Source organism: Corynebacterium sp. HMSC074C01 (assembly GCF_001814605.1).
Lineage (GTDB): Bacteria > Actinomycetota > Actinomycetes > Mycobacteriales > Mycobacteriaceae > Corynebacterium.
In genome coordinates this window covers 79,014-97,988 of the sequence record NZ_KV817275.1, presented here as the reverse complement: position 1 = coordinate 97,988, position 18,975 = coordinate 79,014, and the positions used below count along the sequence as shown (strand labels likewise).

The 18,975-nt window shown below is 64.7% G+C and carries 9 protein-coding genes; 5 read left to right on the top strand and 4 right to left on the bottom strand.

Going from position 1 to position 18,975, the window contains the following annotated elements; translation table 11 throughout:
- Window positions 1-25: 25 nt before the first annotated feature.
- Window positions 26-8,935, bottom strand: coding sequence for a type I polyketide synthase (locus HMPREF2978_RS05550; protein ID WP_070744513.1), 8,910 nt, complete (start codon window positions 8,933-8,935; stop codon window positions 26-28).
- 371 nt (window positions 8,936-9,306) lie between these two features.
- On the opposite strand from HMPREF2978_RS05550, the gene HMPREF2978_RS05545 reads away from it, so the two are divergent.
- Complete coding sequence (locus HMPREF2978_RS05545; RefSeq protein WP_070744511.1) at window positions 9,307-10,233, top strand: hypothetical protein; 927 nt, start codon at window positions 9,307-9,309, stop codon at window positions 10,231-10,233.
- On the opposite strand, the gene HMPREF2978_RS05540 is transcribed toward HMPREF2978_RS05545, so the two are convergent.
- Window positions 10,230-11,969 (bottom strand): long-chain-fatty-acid--CoA ligase, encoded by a 1,740-nt coding sequence (locus HMPREF2978_RS05540; protein ID WP_070744509.1) that lies wholly within the window; start codon window positions 11,967-11,969, stop codon window positions 10,230-10,232. The two genes, HMPREF2978_RS05545 and HMPREF2978_RS05540, sit on opposite strands and share 4 nt — an antisense overlap.
- A 190-nt stretch (window positions 11,970-12,159) precedes the next feature.
- Entirely contained in the window at window positions 12,160-13,872 is a 1,713-nt protein-coding gene (locus HMPREF2978_RS05535) for a long-chain-fatty-acid--CoA ligase (protein WP_070744507.1), read from the bottom strand.
- 76 nt (window positions 13,873-13,948) lie between these two features.
- Between HMPREF2978_RS05535 and mshA the strand changes: the two genes are divergently transcribed.
- The 4 genes from mshA (at window position 13,949) to HMPREF2978_RS05515 (ending at window position 18,089) form a co-directional block, all read left to right on the top strand.
- The gene (gene mshA, locus HMPREF2978_RS05530; protein ID WP_070744505.1) at window positions 13,949-15,214 is read left to right on the top strand and encodes a D-inositol-3-phosphate glycosyltransferase; all 1,266 of its coding nucleotides are present in this window, start codon (window positions 13,949-13,951) and stop codon (window positions 15,212-15,214) included.
- Between the two features lie 89 nt (window positions 15,215-15,303).
- The gene (locus HMPREF2978_RS05525; protein WP_029158966.1) at window positions 15,304-16,053 is read left to right on the top strand and encodes a phosphoglyceromutase; all 750 of its coding nucleotides are present in this window, start codon (window positions 15,304-15,306) and stop codon (window positions 16,051-16,053) included.
- 75 nt (window positions 16,054-16,128) lie between these two features.
- Window positions 16,129-17,394 carry a sensor histidine kinase gene (locus HMPREF2978_RS05520; protein WP_070526130.1) on the top strand — a complete coding sequence of 422 codons (1,266 nt, stop codon included), beginning with the start codon at window positions 16,129-16,131 and terminating at the stop codon, window positions 17,392-17,394.
- The gene (locus HMPREF2978_RS05515) at window positions 17,391-18,089 is read left to right on the top strand and encodes a response regulator transcription factor (RefSeq protein ID WP_070526129.1); all 699 of its coding nucleotides are present in this window, start codon (window positions 17,391-17,393) and stop codon (window positions 18,087-18,089) included. The genes HMPREF2978_RS05520 and HMPREF2978_RS05515 overlap by 4 nt, the downstream gene beginning before the upstream one ends.
- Here the strand turns inward: HMPREF2978_RS05515 and HMPREF2978_RS05510 are convergent.
- Window positions 18,086-18,967, bottom strand: coding sequence for a DUF3109 family protein (locus HMPREF2978_RS05510; RefSeq protein WP_070744503.1), 882 nt, complete (start codon window positions 18,965-18,967; stop codon window positions 18,086-18,088). The genes HMPREF2978_RS05515 and HMPREF2978_RS05510 overlap by 4 nt on opposite strands.
- Window positions 18,968-18,975: the final 8 nt, after the last annotated feature.

The window sequence follows — 18,975 nt, the reverse complement described above, 5'->3', positions numbered from 1 at the left end:
GCGCTTGTTGTTAGAGGCTAGCGCCTTAGGCGGAGGGATAGGTGCCGTCCTCGGTGAGGCGCGCGGAGTCGTCGAGAAGCATGGCAATCTCGGCGGCCTTGGCGTCGCGTTCCGGGAGGCGGCGGCCTTCGATGACCTCGAAGAGCGGGGCGCGGCCCAGCATGCCGGCCTCGAAGTGGGCGCGGCCGGCGCGCAGGCGCTGCTCGGCGCGCTCACGCCACTGGGCGGCGGCATTTGCCCCGCGCTGCTGGGACACGGCCTGCTCGAATACGCCTGGGTGGGCGTAGACAATGAGCGCGCTGACATGGCCGAAGCCAAGCGAGGTCAGTGCCGCGGCCTTCACGCTGTGGCCCGCCGCAGCGAGATCCAGCGGGGAGCGCAGCCACACCAGGTTCGGCGCCTTCGGTGCGATGAGCGGGTCGACGCAGTCCAGGGACACGTTCGCCGGGATGCGGTGCGTGCGGAAGACGTCGATGATGCCGCCGGTTTGGAAGAGCGCGGCACCTGCCTTGGAGTGGCCGGTGAGCGTCTTCTGGGAGATGACGAACATCGGCTGATCCTCATCGCGGCCAATCGCCGGCCACAGCAGGGAGTGCAGCTCCGACTCGTTGGGGTCGTTGGCGTTGGTGGAGGTGTCGTGCTTGGACAGGACACTGACGTCGTTGGGTGTGAGGCCCAGACCGCGCAGCGAGCGCGCCAGGCGGGAGTTCTCCCGGCCGCGGCCAGCACCCAGCGCACCCAGGCCAGGGGCCGGGATGGAGGTGTGGGCGCCGTCGCCATAGGAGGCAGCGTGGGCGACCACCGCGAGTACCGGCAATCCTAAGTCGGCTGCTAGTGAGGCGCGAACTAGCAGGACCGTGCCGCCGCCCTCGCCTTCGAGGAAGCCGCCGCGGCGGCGGTCGTTGGCGCGGGAGATGAAGCGATCATCGATTCCCTTGGCGGTCATCTTCGCGGTCTCCGCGGTGGCGTTCATATCGCCGAAGCCCTGGAGGGATTCCACCTGGACATCGTCGATACCGCCGGCCACGACCACATCGGCCTTGCCCAGGGCAATCTTGTCCACGGCCTCCTCAATCGAGACCGCCGCGGTAGCGCAGGCACCGATGGGGTGAATCATGGAACCATAGCCGCCCACGAGGGACTGCATGGTGTGCGCCGCGATGACGTTCGGCAGGGCCTCCTGCAGGATGTCGGACGGGCGCTCCTCACCGAGGAAGCGCGTGACGAAGACCTTGTGCAGGGACTCCATGCCGCCGATACCGGTGCCCTGCGTGGTGGCCACCTGGCCCGGGTGGATGGAGCGCAGCAGCTCCGCCGGGGAGAAGCCGGCCTGGGTGAAGGCATCCACCGCGCTGACCAGGTTCCACACCGCCATGCGATCCAAGGAATCGAGCATGTGCTCCGGGATGCCCCACTTGGCGGCGTCGAAGTCATCCGGCATCTGGGCAGCGACGGTGCGGGTCAGCGTAGCCTTGCGCGGCACCTTGACGGTGGCACCCTGGCGGCGGGTGACCTGCCATTCGCCGTCCACCTCGACGATGCTGACGAACTCCGGATCTGCTTCTTGGATATCGCGGGCGGTGACCTCCGAATCGACGGTGAAGGTGACGTCGCGGTCCAGGAAGACGGTGGTCAGGTCGATGGAGCCGCGGTCGGTGAGGTGATACTTATCCGTCAGCGTGCGCACACCGGAGCGTGCGACGACCTCATCGCGGAAGCGCTCGAAGATGTCCTCCTCAGCGATCTCCTCATCGCTCTCCACGACGAACCAGCCCGGGTGCGGGTCCTCGCGCCATTCCACCAGCCCGGTCATCCACGCCAGCTCCAGCACACCGGCGGCGGTCAGTTCCGCGGAACCATCGCGCTGCAGACCAAACTCGGCCTCGAAGCGCGTGCGGCCAGAGCCCCACGAGGAGACCTCGCCGATGCCGGCGATGACCACCATGTCCTCCAGATCCGTGGTGACCTGGCCAACTTCTTCCTCCAGGCCCGGCTGAACCGCCTGCACCTGGTTGGGCAGCGCGGTGATGGTCGCGGGGGCGTCCTGTTCCTCGTGCGGAACGACGTCAGTCGGCTCCACATCGGCAGCAAGCTCGGTGAGGGAGAAGCCCTCCAAGCCGCCGGTGAGGTCCTTCTCCACCGGTGCGTGGGCTGCCTGCTCGCGCGAGTCGGCGCTGGCCAGGTCCATGAGCTCGGCGGAAATCTCCTCCGGGCTCCACACCTTGATGCCGGCCTTCTCAGCGGCGGGCACCAGCCCATCGTTGCCGCCCATGAGGTGCGTGCCGGCAACCCAGCCGATCTTGGCCTGTGCCAGGGTGACACCCTGCGGCCAGCCGGCCTCGACCTTCCACTTATTGAGGATGGCATCGAGTGCCGCCTTGACCTCGCCGTAGGCGCCGTCGCCGCCGAAGGTGCCGCGGTTGGGCGAGCCCGGCAGGACAACGTGGCAGCGCTTGTCCACGTCCTCCTGGCTCAGCCTTGCCAGCCCCGCGATGGTGCGCTCGACGGACCACAGCAGCAGGCGGGCCTGCGTCTCGGTGGTGCCGGAGGCATCCGCCAGCGAGCCGGACACGCTCGGCGCGGCGAAGGGGAAGGCCAGCGTCGGGGTCAGCGCTGGCTTGAGGATCTTGACCTCGTTGCCCACCGACTCGCGCTGCTCGGAGCCGATCCAGTCGATGAGCGCGTCAATATCGCGGAAGCTCGACAGGTTCGCCGGGACAAGCCACAGGGCGGAACCGGCAGCGCCGTGCTCGGCGTAGAGCGTGCGCGCGAATTCCTTGCGGGCCTGGCTGACGCGGGAGGCGGTCATGATGACGGTCGCGCCACCCTCCAGCAGGCGCTCCACCAGCGCGGTGGCGATGGAACCGGGGGCAGCGCCCGTGACCAGGGCGACCTCATCGGCGAACGCGCCGGGCGTGGTGTCCACGGCGGCCTTGGCGATGTCCTCGCGCTTCCACCAGCGGGCCTGACGCGCCAGGTCCTCGCCGGCACCGCGGAAGCTGTCCACCGTGTACTCGGCCTGGCCCAGTGCCAGGCGGGCGAGGCGCTCGCGGGCGATGGCCCAGGAGTCGTCGAAAAGCACGGCCTTGTTGGCATCGAAGGAAGGCGTGACGGACTTGAGCCAGCCGGAGCCGAGCTCTGCCTCGACGGCATCGATGACGGTGGTATCAGGGGCTTCGATGAGCTCCGGCTCGGAGTCCAGGCCGAGCTGGGAGAGAACCTGGCGGGCGGCCGTAGCCAGCACGCCGTTCTCACCGGTGACGGTCTCGGCGAAGGCATTGAGCGCAGCGGAGTCCACCATGGCACCGCCACCTGCACCACCGGCGGCCGCGCCCTTGGATACGGACGCACCGTGGGTAGCGGCGACGGCCTGGACGGCGGCGTCGATCAGCTCGTGCGCCGCGGACTTGGAGGTTGCACTCGCCGGTACGGTGCTCAGCGAGCCGCCGCGCACCGAGTCCTCCTCGCGGGAGCCGAGCAGGATCTCCGCCTCGACGTGGGCAACCCAGGACTCGGGCAGTCCCCAGGTACCGGTGACATAGTCCGCCACGGCGGTGGGCTTGAGGCCCGCAGCGCCGAAGAGCTGGCGCAGGCGCGCGCCGACGGCCTCACCCAGTACCGGGCCGAAAGCGGAGTAGCCCGGGGCGGCGGTGGCGACCTTCTCGCGCAGCGTGGCCACGTCGGCATCGGCGGCGCCATCGATGGCGGGCACGCCGATTTCCGCGGACATGTCCATGAGCAGCTGGTTGCGGCGCGAGGATACGCCGTTGGTCAGCTCCTCCACGGTGTCGGAGTCCGTGATCTGGTCCACGCGAATCTTGTTCTGGAAGGCGAAGAGCACCATGATGGCCTCCGCAGCACCAAAGCGCAGCTCGGGGGCATCGCTCGCAGCTGCCGCGGTAGGTGTAGGGACCGGTGCTGGTGCTGCCTCAGTCGGTACTTCGGCTGGCGCTTCGCTCGCCTGCGGTGCATCCTCGGCGTCGGATTCCGGTGCCGGTTCGGCGGCGGGGGCTTCGGAGACGTCGGCAAGCATGACCTGCTCCTGGTCGCGCTCCACGTTGAGCACGCGGATGGTGCCCTCCGGGATGCCGGCGACGGCCAGCGAGCGGGTGGCCAGGTTGGTCAGCGTCGGGGAAGAAGCCAGGCCGACCTCGATGATCTGCTCGACCTTTCCGAAGAGGAGCTCCTGGGTCTCAATCCAGCGCACAGGGGAAGCGAACTGCCAGGACAGCAGCTCGATGAGTAGCAGGCGGGCGAGCTCGTGCTCGGAGAGGTCCTCCACCTTCAGCCCGTCCAGCTTGCCGGAGGGCGCCAGCGGGGCCACGGCATCGACGAAGTCCTGGGTCAGCTCGAAGGGGCGGGCCACCAGGTTCGGGATATAGCGGCCTACCAGGGCATCCAGGTCCAGCTCCTGAGGCAGCAGCTCATCGAGCTTCTCAGCGAAGGCCGGAACGCCCTCGCGCAGCACGCGGGAGTGGAAAGGAACATCGATGCCCGGGACCATGACGGCCGCGCGCGGGGCGATGGCATTGGCCTTGTCCACCAGGGTCTTGAGTCCCTTCTTGGTGCCGGCGACGGAGTACTGCTGGCCGCGGATGTTGTAGTTAACAATCTCCAGGAACTCGCCGGTGGCTGCGGCGACCTCAGCCACCCAGGCGTCGACGCTGTCGGCATCAATACCAGCCATGTTCGGGCGCAGTGCTGCCATGGCGTATTCGGAGTTGCCCTCCGCATCGCGCGGGACCAGGCTGCCCATGGCGGAGCCACGGGAGTAGACAATGTCGATGACACCCTCAAGGTCGAAGATATTCGCCAGCGAAGCCAGCGCGGTGTACTCGCCCAGGGAGTGGCCGGCGAAGTAGGAGGTCGGGGCCAGCGCATCCTCGGCGCGCAGGCGCTCGGTCTGGGCATAGGCCACAACAGCCAGGGCCACCTGTGTGAACTGGGTCAGGTGCAGCACACCCTGCGGGTGGCGGAAGGTGGTGCCACGAACGGTGAGCTCCGTCGGGTTCTCATCGATGATCTTTTGGATGCTAAAGCCCAGGTTCTCCCGGGTATGCGCATCCGCGCGGCGCCACGCTTCGCGCGCTGCCGGGGAGGCCTGGCGGTCGCCCTTGCCCATACCTTCGGACTGGATGCCCTGGCCGGGGTAGACATAAGCCGTGGTCGGCGCGGCGAGCAGGGCCTGGCCGCGGGAGACCACCTCGCCGTCGATGCGGCAGGTGACCTCGAGTGCTTGGTGGATGCCCTTGCGGCCGACGCGCTCGACGGTAACCTCGATGTCATCGCCCAGCTGCACCATGCCGTACATGGAGTAGGTCCAGCCCACCACGCGGCCGTGGCGTCCGGCCACCTGCTGTGCGGCGGCCGAGAGCCACATGCCGTGCACCAGCGGTGCCTGCAGGTTGACCAGCTGGGCCGCGTTATAAGAGGTATGGATCGGGTTGTAATCACCGGAGACCAGCGCGAAGGGCGTCATATCCTGCGGGGCGGTGACGGTGGCGCGGTCGACGAAGGAGCGCGGGGTCGGCACCACCTTGGTGGCGGACTTGCCGCCGCCCCACTCCGGTGCCTGGCTCGGCGCGGCGGTGCCGGTGGCGCGGCCGCGGATGGCAAAGCGGTGCATCTGCGTGGCCACGACATCACCGGAAGCGTGGTCCTTGAGCTCGAGCTCCACCGTGACGATGCGCCCGGAGACGGATTCCTCGATGGCGGTGCAGGAGGAGGTGACGTCGATCTGGCGGCCGTCGGCAAGCTGCTCCAGCGGCACGCGCACGTCGATGACGTGGTCCAGGTGCACCGCGTTGAGCAGACCTTCGATGACGGGGTAGCCATCCTCGAGACGTCCGGAGCCGAGCGCGGCGTAGATGGCCGGCCAGCACGGGCCGACCAGAACGTCAGGGGTGCCGGCCTTCTCGGCTGCAGTATCGCCGCAGGTCACCGCGCTGTGTGCGGAGAGCAGCGAAGCAGGGAAGTGGAAGGAGTAGCCGGACTCGACGGTGGGCATCTTCGTGATTTCATCGCCCTGCTCCGCCGTGGAGCCGACACCAGCAAGGCCCTCCAGGAGGGTGAAGACGGAGTTCGGCAGGCGCTCCTCGGAGACCACCGGGGAGCCACCCGTGGCCACATCCTCCGGCAGGTCCACCGGGACGGTGACCTCGCGGACGTAGAAGGGGCGCTGCTCCTCCGGCAGATCATCCCAGTAGGAGTCCGCCGTGATGACGATCTCCCAGTTGCCCTCGGCATCCTGGCGCAGGTCGAAGGCGTTCTCATCCATCTCATAAGCCGGGTTGGCCATGAGGTGGCCGTGCCACAACAGGGTAGGAGAAGTACGCAGGAACGCGGCCTCATCGGCGGCGGAATTCAGGCGGGAGAAGGCCTTCTGTGGGGTCGAGCCCTGTTCCAGCAGCGCATCCGTGGTGGCCTGTTCGAAGCGGGCAAGCAGGTCCGCCACCGGCTCGTTCTTCTTGGTAATGCCGGCCACGGCCACGGGGCCGGGGATGATGCGCACCTGGTCGGCGGTATAGCGCTCATCCTGGGCCTGCCAGAGGGTGTCCTTGCCAAACCAGCTCTTGAGATCACCATCGATGGCGGGCACCCACGGCATGGGCTTGACGTGCTTGTAGTGCAGGGAAATCCACCAGGCAGCATCGCGCGCGGAGACCTCGGTGTTGCGCGCGGCGGGGTACTCAGACAGCAGCTTAGCCACAGCCCGCGGTGCATCGTGGACGTCCTCAACGCTGGTGAAGAGAGTTTCAATCTGGCCATGATCAGCCGGGTTGAGGCGGGCCTCGACGCGGTGCAGGAGATCCAGGAAGCGGTCATCCCAGCTGGGATCCACGAACGGGTGGGCCAGCTCCACGAAGCGCTCCAGCCACTCCGCGTAGGTCATGGACTCGACATCGCCGAAGTAGGGCTTGCAGGTCTTGGCCAGGGCGTCGATGATTTCCTGGCGGTGTGCCGGGTACTCCTCGATGCTCAGGGAAGTAATCAGGCGTGAGGCCGCCGCGAAGGAATTATCCAGGTCGTGGATATCCGCCAAAAGGTGGGACTGCGAGGATGCTACGCCGTTCGCACCGGTGCCGCGACCTACCCAGCCGTCGTTCTGCTCTGGGCTGATACCGGTGGTGTTGACCAGCAGGTCCTTCACCGAATCGGTGGCCTTGGCTTCCTTGGTGGCCATGGCGACGGTGCCGAGGAAGACGGCGTCGACAGGCATGGCGGGCATAGCGTGCTTCTTCGCCCACTCACCGGTGAGGTAGGAGGTGGCGCGATCCGGGGAGGCGATGCCGCCGCCGACTGCCAGGTAGACGTTGGGGTGCTGGCGGATTTCGGCGTAGGTATCCAGCAGCATGTCATCCAGGTTGACCCAGGAGTGGTGGCCGCCGGCGTGGCCGTCCTCGACCTGCATGATGATGCGGTCCTCCGGGTAGGCCGTGGCGATGGCCAGGACATCCCGGATCTGCTTTGCGGTGCCGGGCTTGAAGGAGATGAAGGGGAAACCGTCGGCGTGGAGGCGGTCCAGCAGCTCGCCGGCCTCCTCTACCTCCGGGATACCGGCGGAGATGCACACGCCGTTGAAAGCCGCACCGGCCGCGCGGGCCTTGGGCACGATGCGCGCCTGGCCGAAGTGCAGGTTCCACAGGAAGCGGTCAAAGAACATGGTGTTGAACTGCGCCGTGCGGCCGGGGCGCAGGTGCTGCTCCATTGTGGCCAGGTGGGCGCGGAAGACCTCATCGGAGTACATGCCGCCGCCGGCCATCTCCGTCCAGTGCCCGGCGTTCGCCGCCGCGGCGACGATCTCACCATCAGCGGAGGTCGGCGTCATGCCGCCCAGCATGATGGGGGATAGACCCGTGAGATCGGAGAAGCGGGTCTGGGTATAGGTGCGGCCATTGGGAAGCTCGATGGTGCGCGGGGCGAAGTCGGCGTAGTTCAGGGCCTTGGGCAGTTCAGTGCCCGGCGTCGCCAGTGCATCGAGCTCCTGCGGGGTGGCGGCCGAGACCACTGTGACTCCCGTGCCTTCCACCACGCGGCGGGTGAGGTTGGTCAGCGCACGGTCGAGAACAATGAGGTGCTCCGAGTTGAGCGCGGCCAGCGTGGCCGGCCAATCATGTTCGTTGACCAGGATGGCTTCGGCCTGCGCGCGGGCCTCATCCACGTCGAGTTCGCACTTCTGAGCCAGCGCCACGGTGCGCTCGGCGGCCGGCGCTAGCACCGGGTTGTGGAAAGGAAGAGCCACGGGCAGCTCGTCAAAGCGCGGGCTGAGCTCATCGCCGCCGACGGTACGCTTCTCCAGCTCGGCGTTGAAGCTCTTGACGGCCTCCTCGATGGCGGTGCGGGTGGCAGCCAGGTCCTCCGGGCTGCCGGACAGCGCAAAGTGACGGCGGCCGTTGACCACAGCGATGGCGGCGGTGCCGTGCAGGTACTCGGTGACGAAGCTGCGCTCCAGGCCGCGAATGGACAGCATCTGGGAGCGCGGATCGGCGCCGTTGACAGCACTCGCGGCGGTGCCCATCAGGATGGCTAGGGCCAGGGCTTCTGCCGGCTTGTCGACGGCCATCGCCCCCAAACTTCCCTGCGAATGCCCAGCGCGCTCGTCGATGTCGACGCTGAGATCGCGCAGCTGCTCGATAGCGGCAATCTGGCCCAGGACGATGCCCGGGATGGATACCGCCGGCAGGGCGTCGAGGGACGTGGACTCGGTGGAACCAGCAATGAGCTGCTCGAGGCGCTCGAGCGCGCCGGGGCACGCGGAGGCGATGGTGCGTGCGGCGGGGCCGGTGAGGCTGCGTGCCTGGGCGAGGGTCTCGCGTAGGGAGTCGGCAGCGGCAGCAGTCTGCGCAGCGGTGGTGATGAAACCCTGCCAATCGGAGCCTTGTCCGGCGAAAAGTACGGCCGGGTGGGGCATGGAATGCAGCATAGTAACAGGCATCTTTCCTCTTTTGAGCTGATGGGGAACGGTTTTATGAAGAGTTGCGGGCAGAGTTAGTTAGCCCTACAGAACAATCATGATGTGCCACCGTAGTCGAAGCTTTCGTCCAAAGCTGCCTCCCGCGCGGAAAATGTGAGGTTTTTCTCACGTTTGGGTGTTGGGGGTGCTCGCCGCGTCTCCGCCGCGCGAAGTTGCGCAACCTTTTGTATTCTTGGCCTCACTGCAACGGCTCGGGGAGGAGCAGGGGTGGCTCAGCATCGGCTCGCGCAGCATAGAGAAAAGAAAATCAAGGGGGGACTATGTCTCAATCAGCAACTGAGAAAACAATCAAGACACCGGCTCGGATTAGCAAGAGCCGAGTTATCAAAACCATGACCAAGCTGGCAGGCAAGATTGAGGAGGATTCCTCAACCGGCCTGCCCACCATCAAGATTGCCGGCGGATTCTTAAGCATCGACGTCAACGAGGAGATGGGCGGCCTCTGCGTGCTCGGGTATTGGGGCGGTGCAGTGCGCTTCAACCCAGACCGGCAGCCTTTGCGCATGGAGGTCAACGATCTCAACGGCGGCGGGCTCTCCGGCAACCTCGTGGCCGAGTCCTGTGGAAGCTCCGCTATGCATACCCACCTGCGGATCTTCGCACCGCCTTATCTGCCGTCGACGGCCACGAATGCTCAGCTCAAAAGCATTATTGCGGGCTATGCGGCAGAAATGTCTGCGGTCTTCGCCCGTCTGGATGAGCAGTTTCCGGAGCATCCCTCGAAGCCGCGCAAAGGGGCCGGGATCAAGCCGGTCTCTCCCCACTATTTCAGTGAAGCTTATGGTGTTTCAGTAGTGGGGATGTGGCGGGTCCACGAGCGCGCCACGCGCCTGGCGATGATCGGCACGCCCGTTCACGTGGTGGACCACCGGAATGGGGCCGTGAGCATCCTCATCAACGAGCACTCGATCACTATTGAAACCGCTCGTGATGGCTCCGGGGACATTGAGCTCAGCCTCGTCACGCCCTCCGGCCGTTGTGTGTGCGACCTTGATGCGCTCGTGCGCTGGGCCGAGTTTATGAATGACAATCAGTATGTTTACTCCGCGCGCATCGAGGCGGTGAACCTCGATGGCGCCGACGAGCAGGACCTGGTCCTGGTGGCCACGGCCCGCATTCCCACGAAGTGGGGCTACACCGATGAGCAGCTGGATTGGCAGCTCAGCACGTTGGTGAGCCACCTTGTCGGTGCTGGTGAAGGGTTCTACCGAACCTTCAACCCCACGCGCGTGATGCGCTATATCGACCGCGCGGCTTAGGCGGAAGCTTCTTTGCCGAGCAGTTTCAGCAGGTCCTTCTGCACTTCGCGGCGGCGGACCTTGCCCAGCTGGTCAGAGGCTAGGTGCTCGAAGTGGTAGAAGGTGCGCGGCACCTTGTAGCGGGTCAGGCGCTCGCGGCAGTAATCCTTGAGGCCCTCCGGATCGAGCACCGCGCCATCCTCCAGGATGATGCAGGCCACGACATCCTCGGAACCGTCCGCGCGCGGGCGGCCAACGATGGCCACGTTGGTGACATCCGGGTGCTGGCGGATTACGTCTTCCACCTCGGCTGGGTACACATTGAAGCCGCCGGTAATGATCATCTCCTTGATGCGGGAGACGATCTTGATGAAGCCATCGGACTCCATGAGTGCCATGTCACCCGTGCGGTACCAGCCATTGTGGAAGGCATTCTCCGTGGCTTCTGGCATGTTGAAGTAGCCCTTGAATACTTGCGGTCCGCGTACGAGAAGCTCGCCCGCGGTGCCATCCGGCTGAGTTTCATCGAGGTTGTCTGGGTTGCCGATGCGCACCTCGGTATCCGGGAAGGGGATGCCGATATAACCGGGGCGGCGGTTCTTGTTGAGCGGGTTCGCGGCCACGATCGGCGAGGTTTCCGTGAGCCCGTAGCCTTCCACGAGCAGGCCGCCGGTGGCCGTTTCCCATTCCTCAACGATGTCTGCCGGTAGTGCTGCTGCACCTGAGAGGCTGTTCCCGATGCCGTGGAGATCGATGTTCTGTTCCTTGGCTGCCTCCATCACCTTGGAGTAAATCGTGGGCACGCCCGGCATCCAGGTGGGCAGGCGCTTCTTCATGATGTCGAGGAGCAGCGGCACCTTAGGCGCTGGGGTGAGGACGAGCTCGCCGCCAATGTGCACGCCGAGGGCGGCGATGAGGGTGAGGCCATAGACGTGGAAGAGGGGGAGGGCGGCGAGCATGCGCTCGGGCTTCTTGCCCAATTCGGGCACCCACGCTTCCGCCATCTTCATGTTGCAATACAGGTTGGAGTGGGTCAGCTCCGCACCCTTGGGCCTGCCGGTGGTTCCGGAGGTGTACAGGATTAGCGCGGTATCTTCGCGGTTGACCTTGGCATCTTCGAGCTTCTGGCCCTGCCCGCCGATGGCGCGGCCCGTGAGCGTGCCCCACGGAACAGTGTTGGGGGCGGGAACTGAAAGCTCGGCCCGCTTGTCCTTAATGAAAGGAAGGGGCAAGCGCAGTAGTAGCTGCTTGGGACGCGGCATGGCCTCAATCATGTTGACCGTGACGATCGTTTCCAGCGGCGTGGAATCACGCAATTCCTCGAAGACCGGGCTCGCCTTATCCCAGACCACGGCAACGCGGGCGGCGTGATCCTGGAAGAGGGGCTCGAGCTCAGCCGCGGTGTAGAGCGGGTTGTGCTCCACGACGGTCGCCCCGAGCTTCAAGATGGCATAGAAGACCGCCACGTGCTGGGGGCAGTTGGGGAGTGCTACGGCGACACGGTCGCCGGGGCGAATGCCGAAGGCCTTAAGCCCTGCTGCGGCGGCGCGCACGTGGGTATCGAGTTCGCGGTAGGTCATCTGGTGGCCAAAGAACCACGTGGCGGGTCTTTCGCCGAATTCCTCCACGGTTTCTCGGTAGGAGTCCAGAAGCGTTTCGGTGCCGTAATCCAGATTGGGTTTAGTCCACTCAGGGTAATACTGGAGCCAGGCTTTCGTCTCAAAGGCGGAGGGGGCCTGGGCAGGGGATCCGGTCATCTTCGCGAACTCCTTAGGTGGTCAAACTTGTTATGTGGGGAACAGTATAACCAATCTGTGACAGAAGTCTCGCAAAACTTAGCAAAGTTGCTTAAAGTAACGAAATCTTTCCGGGACAAATCAATAACCCCGGTGATGTGCGTCTAACGCGCAGGGATCGCTCCGGGGTTATGGAGTGCTATCTCTCTGTTTACTTCTCCGCGTTCAGGCGCTCGAGCAGATCCGCCTGTACTTCGCGGCGACGAATCTTGCCCAGCTGGTCGGTGGCCAGCTTCTCAAAGTGGTAGAAGGTGCGCGGCACCTTGTAGCGGGTCAAGCGCTCGCGGCAGTAGTCCTTGAGGCCCTCGGGGTCGAGCGCGGCGCCGTCGTTCAGCACGATGCAGGCCACGACGTCCTCGGAGCCGTCCGAACGCGGGCGGCCCACCACGGCGGCCTCCGCGACGTCTGGGTGGTCCAGCAACGTTTCCTCGACCTCGCCCGGGTAGACGTTGAAGCCGCCGGTGATGATGATTTCCTTGATGCGGCTGACCAAGCGGATGAAGCCATCTTCCTCCATCACGCCCATATCACCGGTGCGGAACCAGCCATTGTGGAAGGCCTTCTTGGTGGCTTCCTCATCGCTGAAGTAACCCTTGAAAACCTGTGGGCCGCGGGCGAGAACTTCGCCCTCCTGGCCATCGGGCATGGTTTCATCCAGGTTATCCGGGTTAGCGATGCGAATCTCCGTGTCCGGGAAAGGGAATCCCACGTAGCCGGGGCGGCGATCATCGTTCATGGGGTTGCCCACGATAATCGGCGAGCACTCCGTGAGGCCATAGCCTTCCACGAGCATGCCGCCGGTGTACTTCTCCCACTTCTCCACGGTATTGACTGGCAGGGTGGACGCGCCGGAGAAGGCCGCGCGCACGCCGTCGAGGGAGACGTCGTTTTCTTCCGCCTTCGCCACGATGCGCTCGTACAGAGTTGGCACGCCCGGCACCCAGGTCGGGGTGTGCTTCTTCATCAGGTCCATGATGAGCGGCATCTGCGGGCTCGGAAGCAGAACCAGCTCGCTGGCGATGAGCGGAGCCAAGAGGGCATTCATGGTCAGGCCGTAGGCGTGGAAGAAGGGGAGTGCGGCGAGCATGCGCTCAGGGGAATCGCCCAGGCCCGGTACCCAGTGCTTGCCCATCAAGATATTGGAGAAGAGGTTGCCGTGGGTCAGCTCCGCACCCTTGGGGCTGCCGGTGGTGCCGGAGGTGTACAGGATGAGCGCGGTGGTGTCCTTGGTGACTTCCTCCGGGGTGATGACATCGGAACCATCGCCACCGATCGCGTTGCCCACGAGGGATTCCCACGGCACCGTATTCGGAGCTGGGGCGGTGAGCTGATCGCGCTTGGACTTCAACGGCGGAATAGGCAGGCGCAGGGCCAGGCGCTGCGGAGTCGGCATCGCGTTGATCATGTTGATGGAGACGACGGTCTCCAGGGAGGTCGTCGGGCGCAGCTTCTCCAACGTGGAGGCCGTCTTATCCCACGCGATGGCGATTCGCGCGCCGTGGTTCTTAAACAGACCCTCCAGCTCGTGAGCGGTGTAGAGCGGGTTGTGCAGCACCGCGATGGCGCCCAGCTTAAGCACGGCCCAGAAAGCAGAGATGAACTGCGGGCAGTTGGGGGCGACGATGGCAACGCGGTCTCCCGGGCGCACGCCGAAGGCGCGCAGACCGGCGGCTGCGCGGCGGACCTGCTTGTCCAGCTCGGCGTAGGTCTGCGTGCGACCGAAAAAGTAGGTTGCCGGCTTGTCGGGGTGGAGCGCGAGGTTGTTGTCGTAAACGTCGAGAAGCGTGGTGTCCCCGTACTCCAAGCTATGCGGGGTCCACTCCGGGTAGTACTGGAGCCACGCCTTGGACTCGTATGCCGACATCGATTCACCTTTCGGTCGCGTAGGTTGAGGTACGGGCCAGTATAACGTGGCTCGTTTCGGGATACACTGGACAATTATGCGCATCGCGATGATTTCCATGCACACCTCGCCCCTTGAACAGCCCGGTTCCGGGGATGCGGGCGGCATGAACGTCTATGTTCTCAACACTGCCCGTCAGCTCGCGCGCCTCGGCGTGGAGGTCGATATTTTCACCCGCGCCACGCGCCCCAGTCAGGGCGAGGTGGTGGACGTCGAGGAGCGCCTGCGCGTCATCAACATTGTGGCGGGACCCTATGAAGGTTTGAGCAAAGAGGAACTGCCCACGCAGCTGGCCGCGTTCACGGGCGGCATCTTCAACTTCGCGCGCTGTTTTGAGGTGGACTATGACGTCATCCACTCCCACTACTGGCTCTCCGGCCAGGTGGGCTGGCTGTTGCGTGATCTCTGGGATATCCCCCTCGTCCATACCGCGCACACCTTGGCTGCTGTGAAGAATGTGCACCGCACGCTCGATGACACCCCGGAAACTGAAGCCCGCCGCATCTGCGAACAACAACTGGTGGATAACGCCGACATCCTGGTGGTCAACACCGCCCAGGAAACCCGCGATCTGATCGAGCACTACGACGCCTCGCCGGAGAATATCCTCGTGGTTTCCCCGGGTGCCGATACCGAGCTGTATACCCCGGGCACGGACCGCATGACGGAGCGTGCCCGCCGCCAGCTGGGCATCCCGCTGCACACCAAAGTTGTGGCCTTTGTGGGCCGCCTGCAAAAGTTCAAAGGTCCCGACGTGCTCATCCGCGCCGCCGCGGAGCTGATGGAGCGCGATCCGGATCGCCGTCTGCGCGTGGTCATCTGTGGCGGTGCCTCCGGGGCGAATTCCTCTCCGGATACCTATCACAATTTGGCCCGTGAGCTGGGCGTGGAGCGCGTGGTGCGTTTTCTCAGCCCGCGCCCGCCGCAGGAGCTCGTGGCCATCTATCAGGCCGCGGATATCGTCGCGGTGCCCAGCTACAACGAGTCTTTTGGGCTGGTGGCCATGGAAGCGCAGGCCTCCGGAACGCCCGTGGTGGCAGCGGCCGTCGGCGGCTTGCCCATCGCCGTCGCGGATGGTGACACGGGCTTGCTCGTCCACTCCCATTCGGCGCAGGATTGGGCTGACGCACTAGAGCAGTTGCTTGACGACGACCCCCGCCGCATCGCCATGGGCGAAGCCGCCGTCGATCACGCCCAGCAATTCAGTTGGGCGGCGGCCGCGGCCCAACTGGAGAATATTTATGCCGACGCGATGAGTATTGAGATTCCGGACTGTCACGCGCGCCGGGCAATCGGATACTAATCCCACACAAGTGGGCATAAACCCACACTTAGGGGTGATGTGCTCGGGTTCACAGGCGAGCCGCCGAAAAACGTGGCATGCTGGTGTTTATGAGTAACGGAAAGCTGATTCTACTTCGACACGGACAGTCCGAATGGAACGAGTCCAACCAGTTCACCGGTTGGGTTGACGTCAACCTCACCGCCAAGGGTGAGGGTGAGGCCAAGCGTGGCGGCGAGCTGCTCAAGGAACAGGGCATCTTGCCGAACGTTGTCTACACCTCCCTCCTGCGCCGCGCCATCCGCACCGCCAACATCGCGCTCAACGCCGCGGACCGCCACTGGATCCCCGTTGTGCGTGACTGGCGTCTGAACGAGCGCCACTACGGCGCCCTGCAGGGCCTCAACAAGGCTGAGACCAAGGACAAGTACGGCGAGGAGCAGTTCATGGCATGGCGCCGTTCCTACGGCACCCCGCCGCCGGAGCTGGAGGACGGTGCCGAGTACTCCCAGGCCGGTGACCCGCGCTACGCCAACCTGGATCAGGTTCCGCGCACCGAGTGCCTGAAGGACGTCGTCGAGCGCTTCGTTCCTTATTTCGAGGAGGAGATCCTCCCGCGCGCCAAGAAGGGTGAAACCGTTCTCATCGCCGCACACGGCAACTCCCTACGTGCGCTGGTCAAGCACCTAGATCAGATCTCCGATGAGGAGATTGCCGGCCTCAACATTCCGACTGGCATCCCGCTGGTCTACGAGATCACCGAGGATGGTTCCGTGGTGAACCCGGGCGGCACCTACCTGGATCCGGAAGCTGCCGCTGCCGGCGCTGCCGCCGTGGCCGCTCAGGGTGGAAAGAACTAACCACCGAGAGAGCTGCGTGCTGCGCACAATCCCCAGGGAGCATATACTCCTTGGGGATTCTTTGTAGGGGCGTGAATGATTGTGGAACTGGTTTTAGCTTTTCTAGCCGGCGTGGTGGCCTGTGGCCTGGCCATTCCGGTGCTGACTCGGTTCCGTGAACGCATGGAACGCCGCCGCGTCCGCGATGCGGACGCCAACCAGGTCACCAGCGTGAGCCAGGTCCTGCACCTCGCCGTGGCGGGATCGCCGGCCGGCATGACGGTGCTCTCGCGCGACAAAGAGGTCATCTTTTCCAACCCAGCGTCCCATGAAATGTCGATGGTGCACGACCGTGCCGTGAACCCCGATATTTGGAAGGTGGCGGAAGAAGTCTTCGACGATAAGGAGACCCGAACGCTGGACCTCGCCATTCCCAAGCGGCGCACCGGTAACCGCGTGATTCAGGTACGCGCGGTGGTTCAGCCGCTGACGCTTAACGACGATCGCTTCGTCATCGTCTATGGCACCGACGAGTCCGAATCGGTGCGCATGGAATCTGCCCGCCGTGACTTCGTGGCCAACGTGTCGCACGAGCTGAAGACCCCGGTGGGCGGCATCGCCCTGCTGGCCGAGGCCCTCCTCGAGGACACGGGGGATCCCGAGCACGTCGAATACTTCGGCAGCAGGGTGCAGAAGGAAGCCGCCCGCATGGCCGAGATGGTCAGCGAACTCATCTCCCTGTCCAAGCTGCAGGGCGCGGAGGCGCTGCCGGAGATGGAGCCGCTCGACCTCGATGATGTCATCGATGAGGCCATTACCCGCAACCAGCTCGCCGCCGATTCCCACCACAACCAGCTCACCCGCGGCGAATCCGCAGGGGTTCACGTGATGGGAGATAAATCCCTCCTGGTTACGGCGATCTCGAACTTGATCTCCAACGCCATCCACTATTCGCCGGATGAACTACCGGTGTCGGTGACGCAGAAGGTCGTTGGTGGGAAGGTCGTGCATATCCGAGTCACCGACCGCGGCATCGGCATCGCCCCCGAAGATCAGAAGCGGGTATTTGAACGCTTCTTCCGCGTCGACAAGGCGCGGTCCCGGCAAACCGGCGGGACTGGCCTCGGCTTGGCCATTGTGAAGCATGTCGTGGCTAATCACGGCGGCAATATCAAGCTGTGGTCGCGCCCCGGAACTGGCTCGACCTTCACTATTGAGCTCCCTATATACGCAGAAGAGAAGCCAGCAGATAATCTTATTAACCGGGATAATATAGAAGACGGAGCCGTCAGTTCCGCCGCCCCTGGTTTGCAGCGCGCCGTGGCGCGTGTAGCAGCTCGTCGAAAGGATAAAGCGCAATGACCACCATCCTCATCGTTGAAGATGAAGAGTCGCTGGCCGATCCCCTCGCCTTCCTCCTCCGAAAGGAGGGATTCGACGTTCTCCTCGCCCCCGACGGGCCCAGCGCGCTCGAACAGTTTGCGGCAAATAACGTAGATATCGTCCTGCTGGACCTCATGCTGCCGGGAATGTCTGGAACGGACGTGTGCAAGCAACTGCGCGCGACGTCCTCCGTGCCGGTGATTATGGTGACCGCGCGCGACTCAGAGATTGACAAGGTCGTGGGCCTGGAGTTGGGCGCGGATGACTATGTGACCAAGCCTTATTCCTCCCGCGAGCTCATCGCCCGCATTCGCGCGGTGCTGCGCCGTGGCCAGGATGTCTCTTCTGAGCACGCTGAGGAGGAGCCCGACGAGCAAATCCTGGAAGGCGGCCGCGTGCGCATGGACGTGGAGCGCCACACGGTTCTCGTGGCCGGCGAGCCGGTATCCATGCCGCTCAAGGAGTTTGATCTCCTCGAGTACCTGCTGCGCAATGCCGGGCGCGTGCTGACTCGCGGCCAGCTCATTGACCGCATCTGGGGAGCGGATTATGTGGGTGATACCAAGACCCTCGACGTTCACGTCAAGCGCCTCCGCTCCAAGATTGAGGCCGAGCCTTCCCGCCCACAGCAACTCGTGACGGTGCGCGGCCTGGGCTATAAGTTCGAGGCTTAAGCTCGGGGGTCCGCTGGGTGCCGCGGGAGCTCGACTCCGGAACGTGCTCGGGCCTCGCAGTGCGTGGCCAGAATTTCGTAGCACTCCTCTCCGAGTAGCGCGATCAGCTCGGTTTTCTGCGATTTCCACAGCGGTTCTTCCGCGATGTGGCAGGAGGGATCTGCCGAGCAATACCAATCGAAGTCCTCGCCGCCGTTGCCCCACCCGCGGCGGTCATATTCGCCGATAGTGGTGCGCAGGATTTCCTCCCCATCGGGGCGCTCCTCATAGTCTTCGTGCCGGCGAATCGGCAGCTGCCAGCACCCCTCGGGCTTGACCACGGTGAGTTCCTCACCCGCCTCGAGCGCCCATTGGTGGATAGCGCAGCCCGCGCCCGTGGGCCAACCGGCGCGGTTGGCGAAGATGCAGGCGCCGTCGACAAGCGGCGTCTTCAGTGCCGGTTCCGGCTCGCCATCCTCGCCGTCGAGCTCATCCCACTCCAGCCAGGGCTCCAACTCCTCAGGTTCTCCGTGTTTCAGGAACTCATCTACCCCCGCAGGGCGGTGCTGCCAGAAGCGGGCGGGCATGCGCGCGACGGCGTCGCGAAGCTGCTCCCGATCCGTCTCATCAGCCATGTAGGCACCGTGCACGCAGCAGCCGACGTCGGGCTGTTGCTTATCGATGCCGTGGCATCTCTCCGTCCCAAACTGGCAGGCATAGTGCGATTCGAGCCAAGTCAGGTCGATGGAAAAGATGTGGAGTGGATCGTTTGGATCCGTAAATTCAAACCACTCTCTGGGGAAGTCGGGGGCCTTTTCGCGGCCGGCCAAGATGGAAGCCGCCGCTGGGGAGGAGGCGGGAAATCCCAGGTAAACTTCATTTGATTTCGGGCGATTCACACCTACCC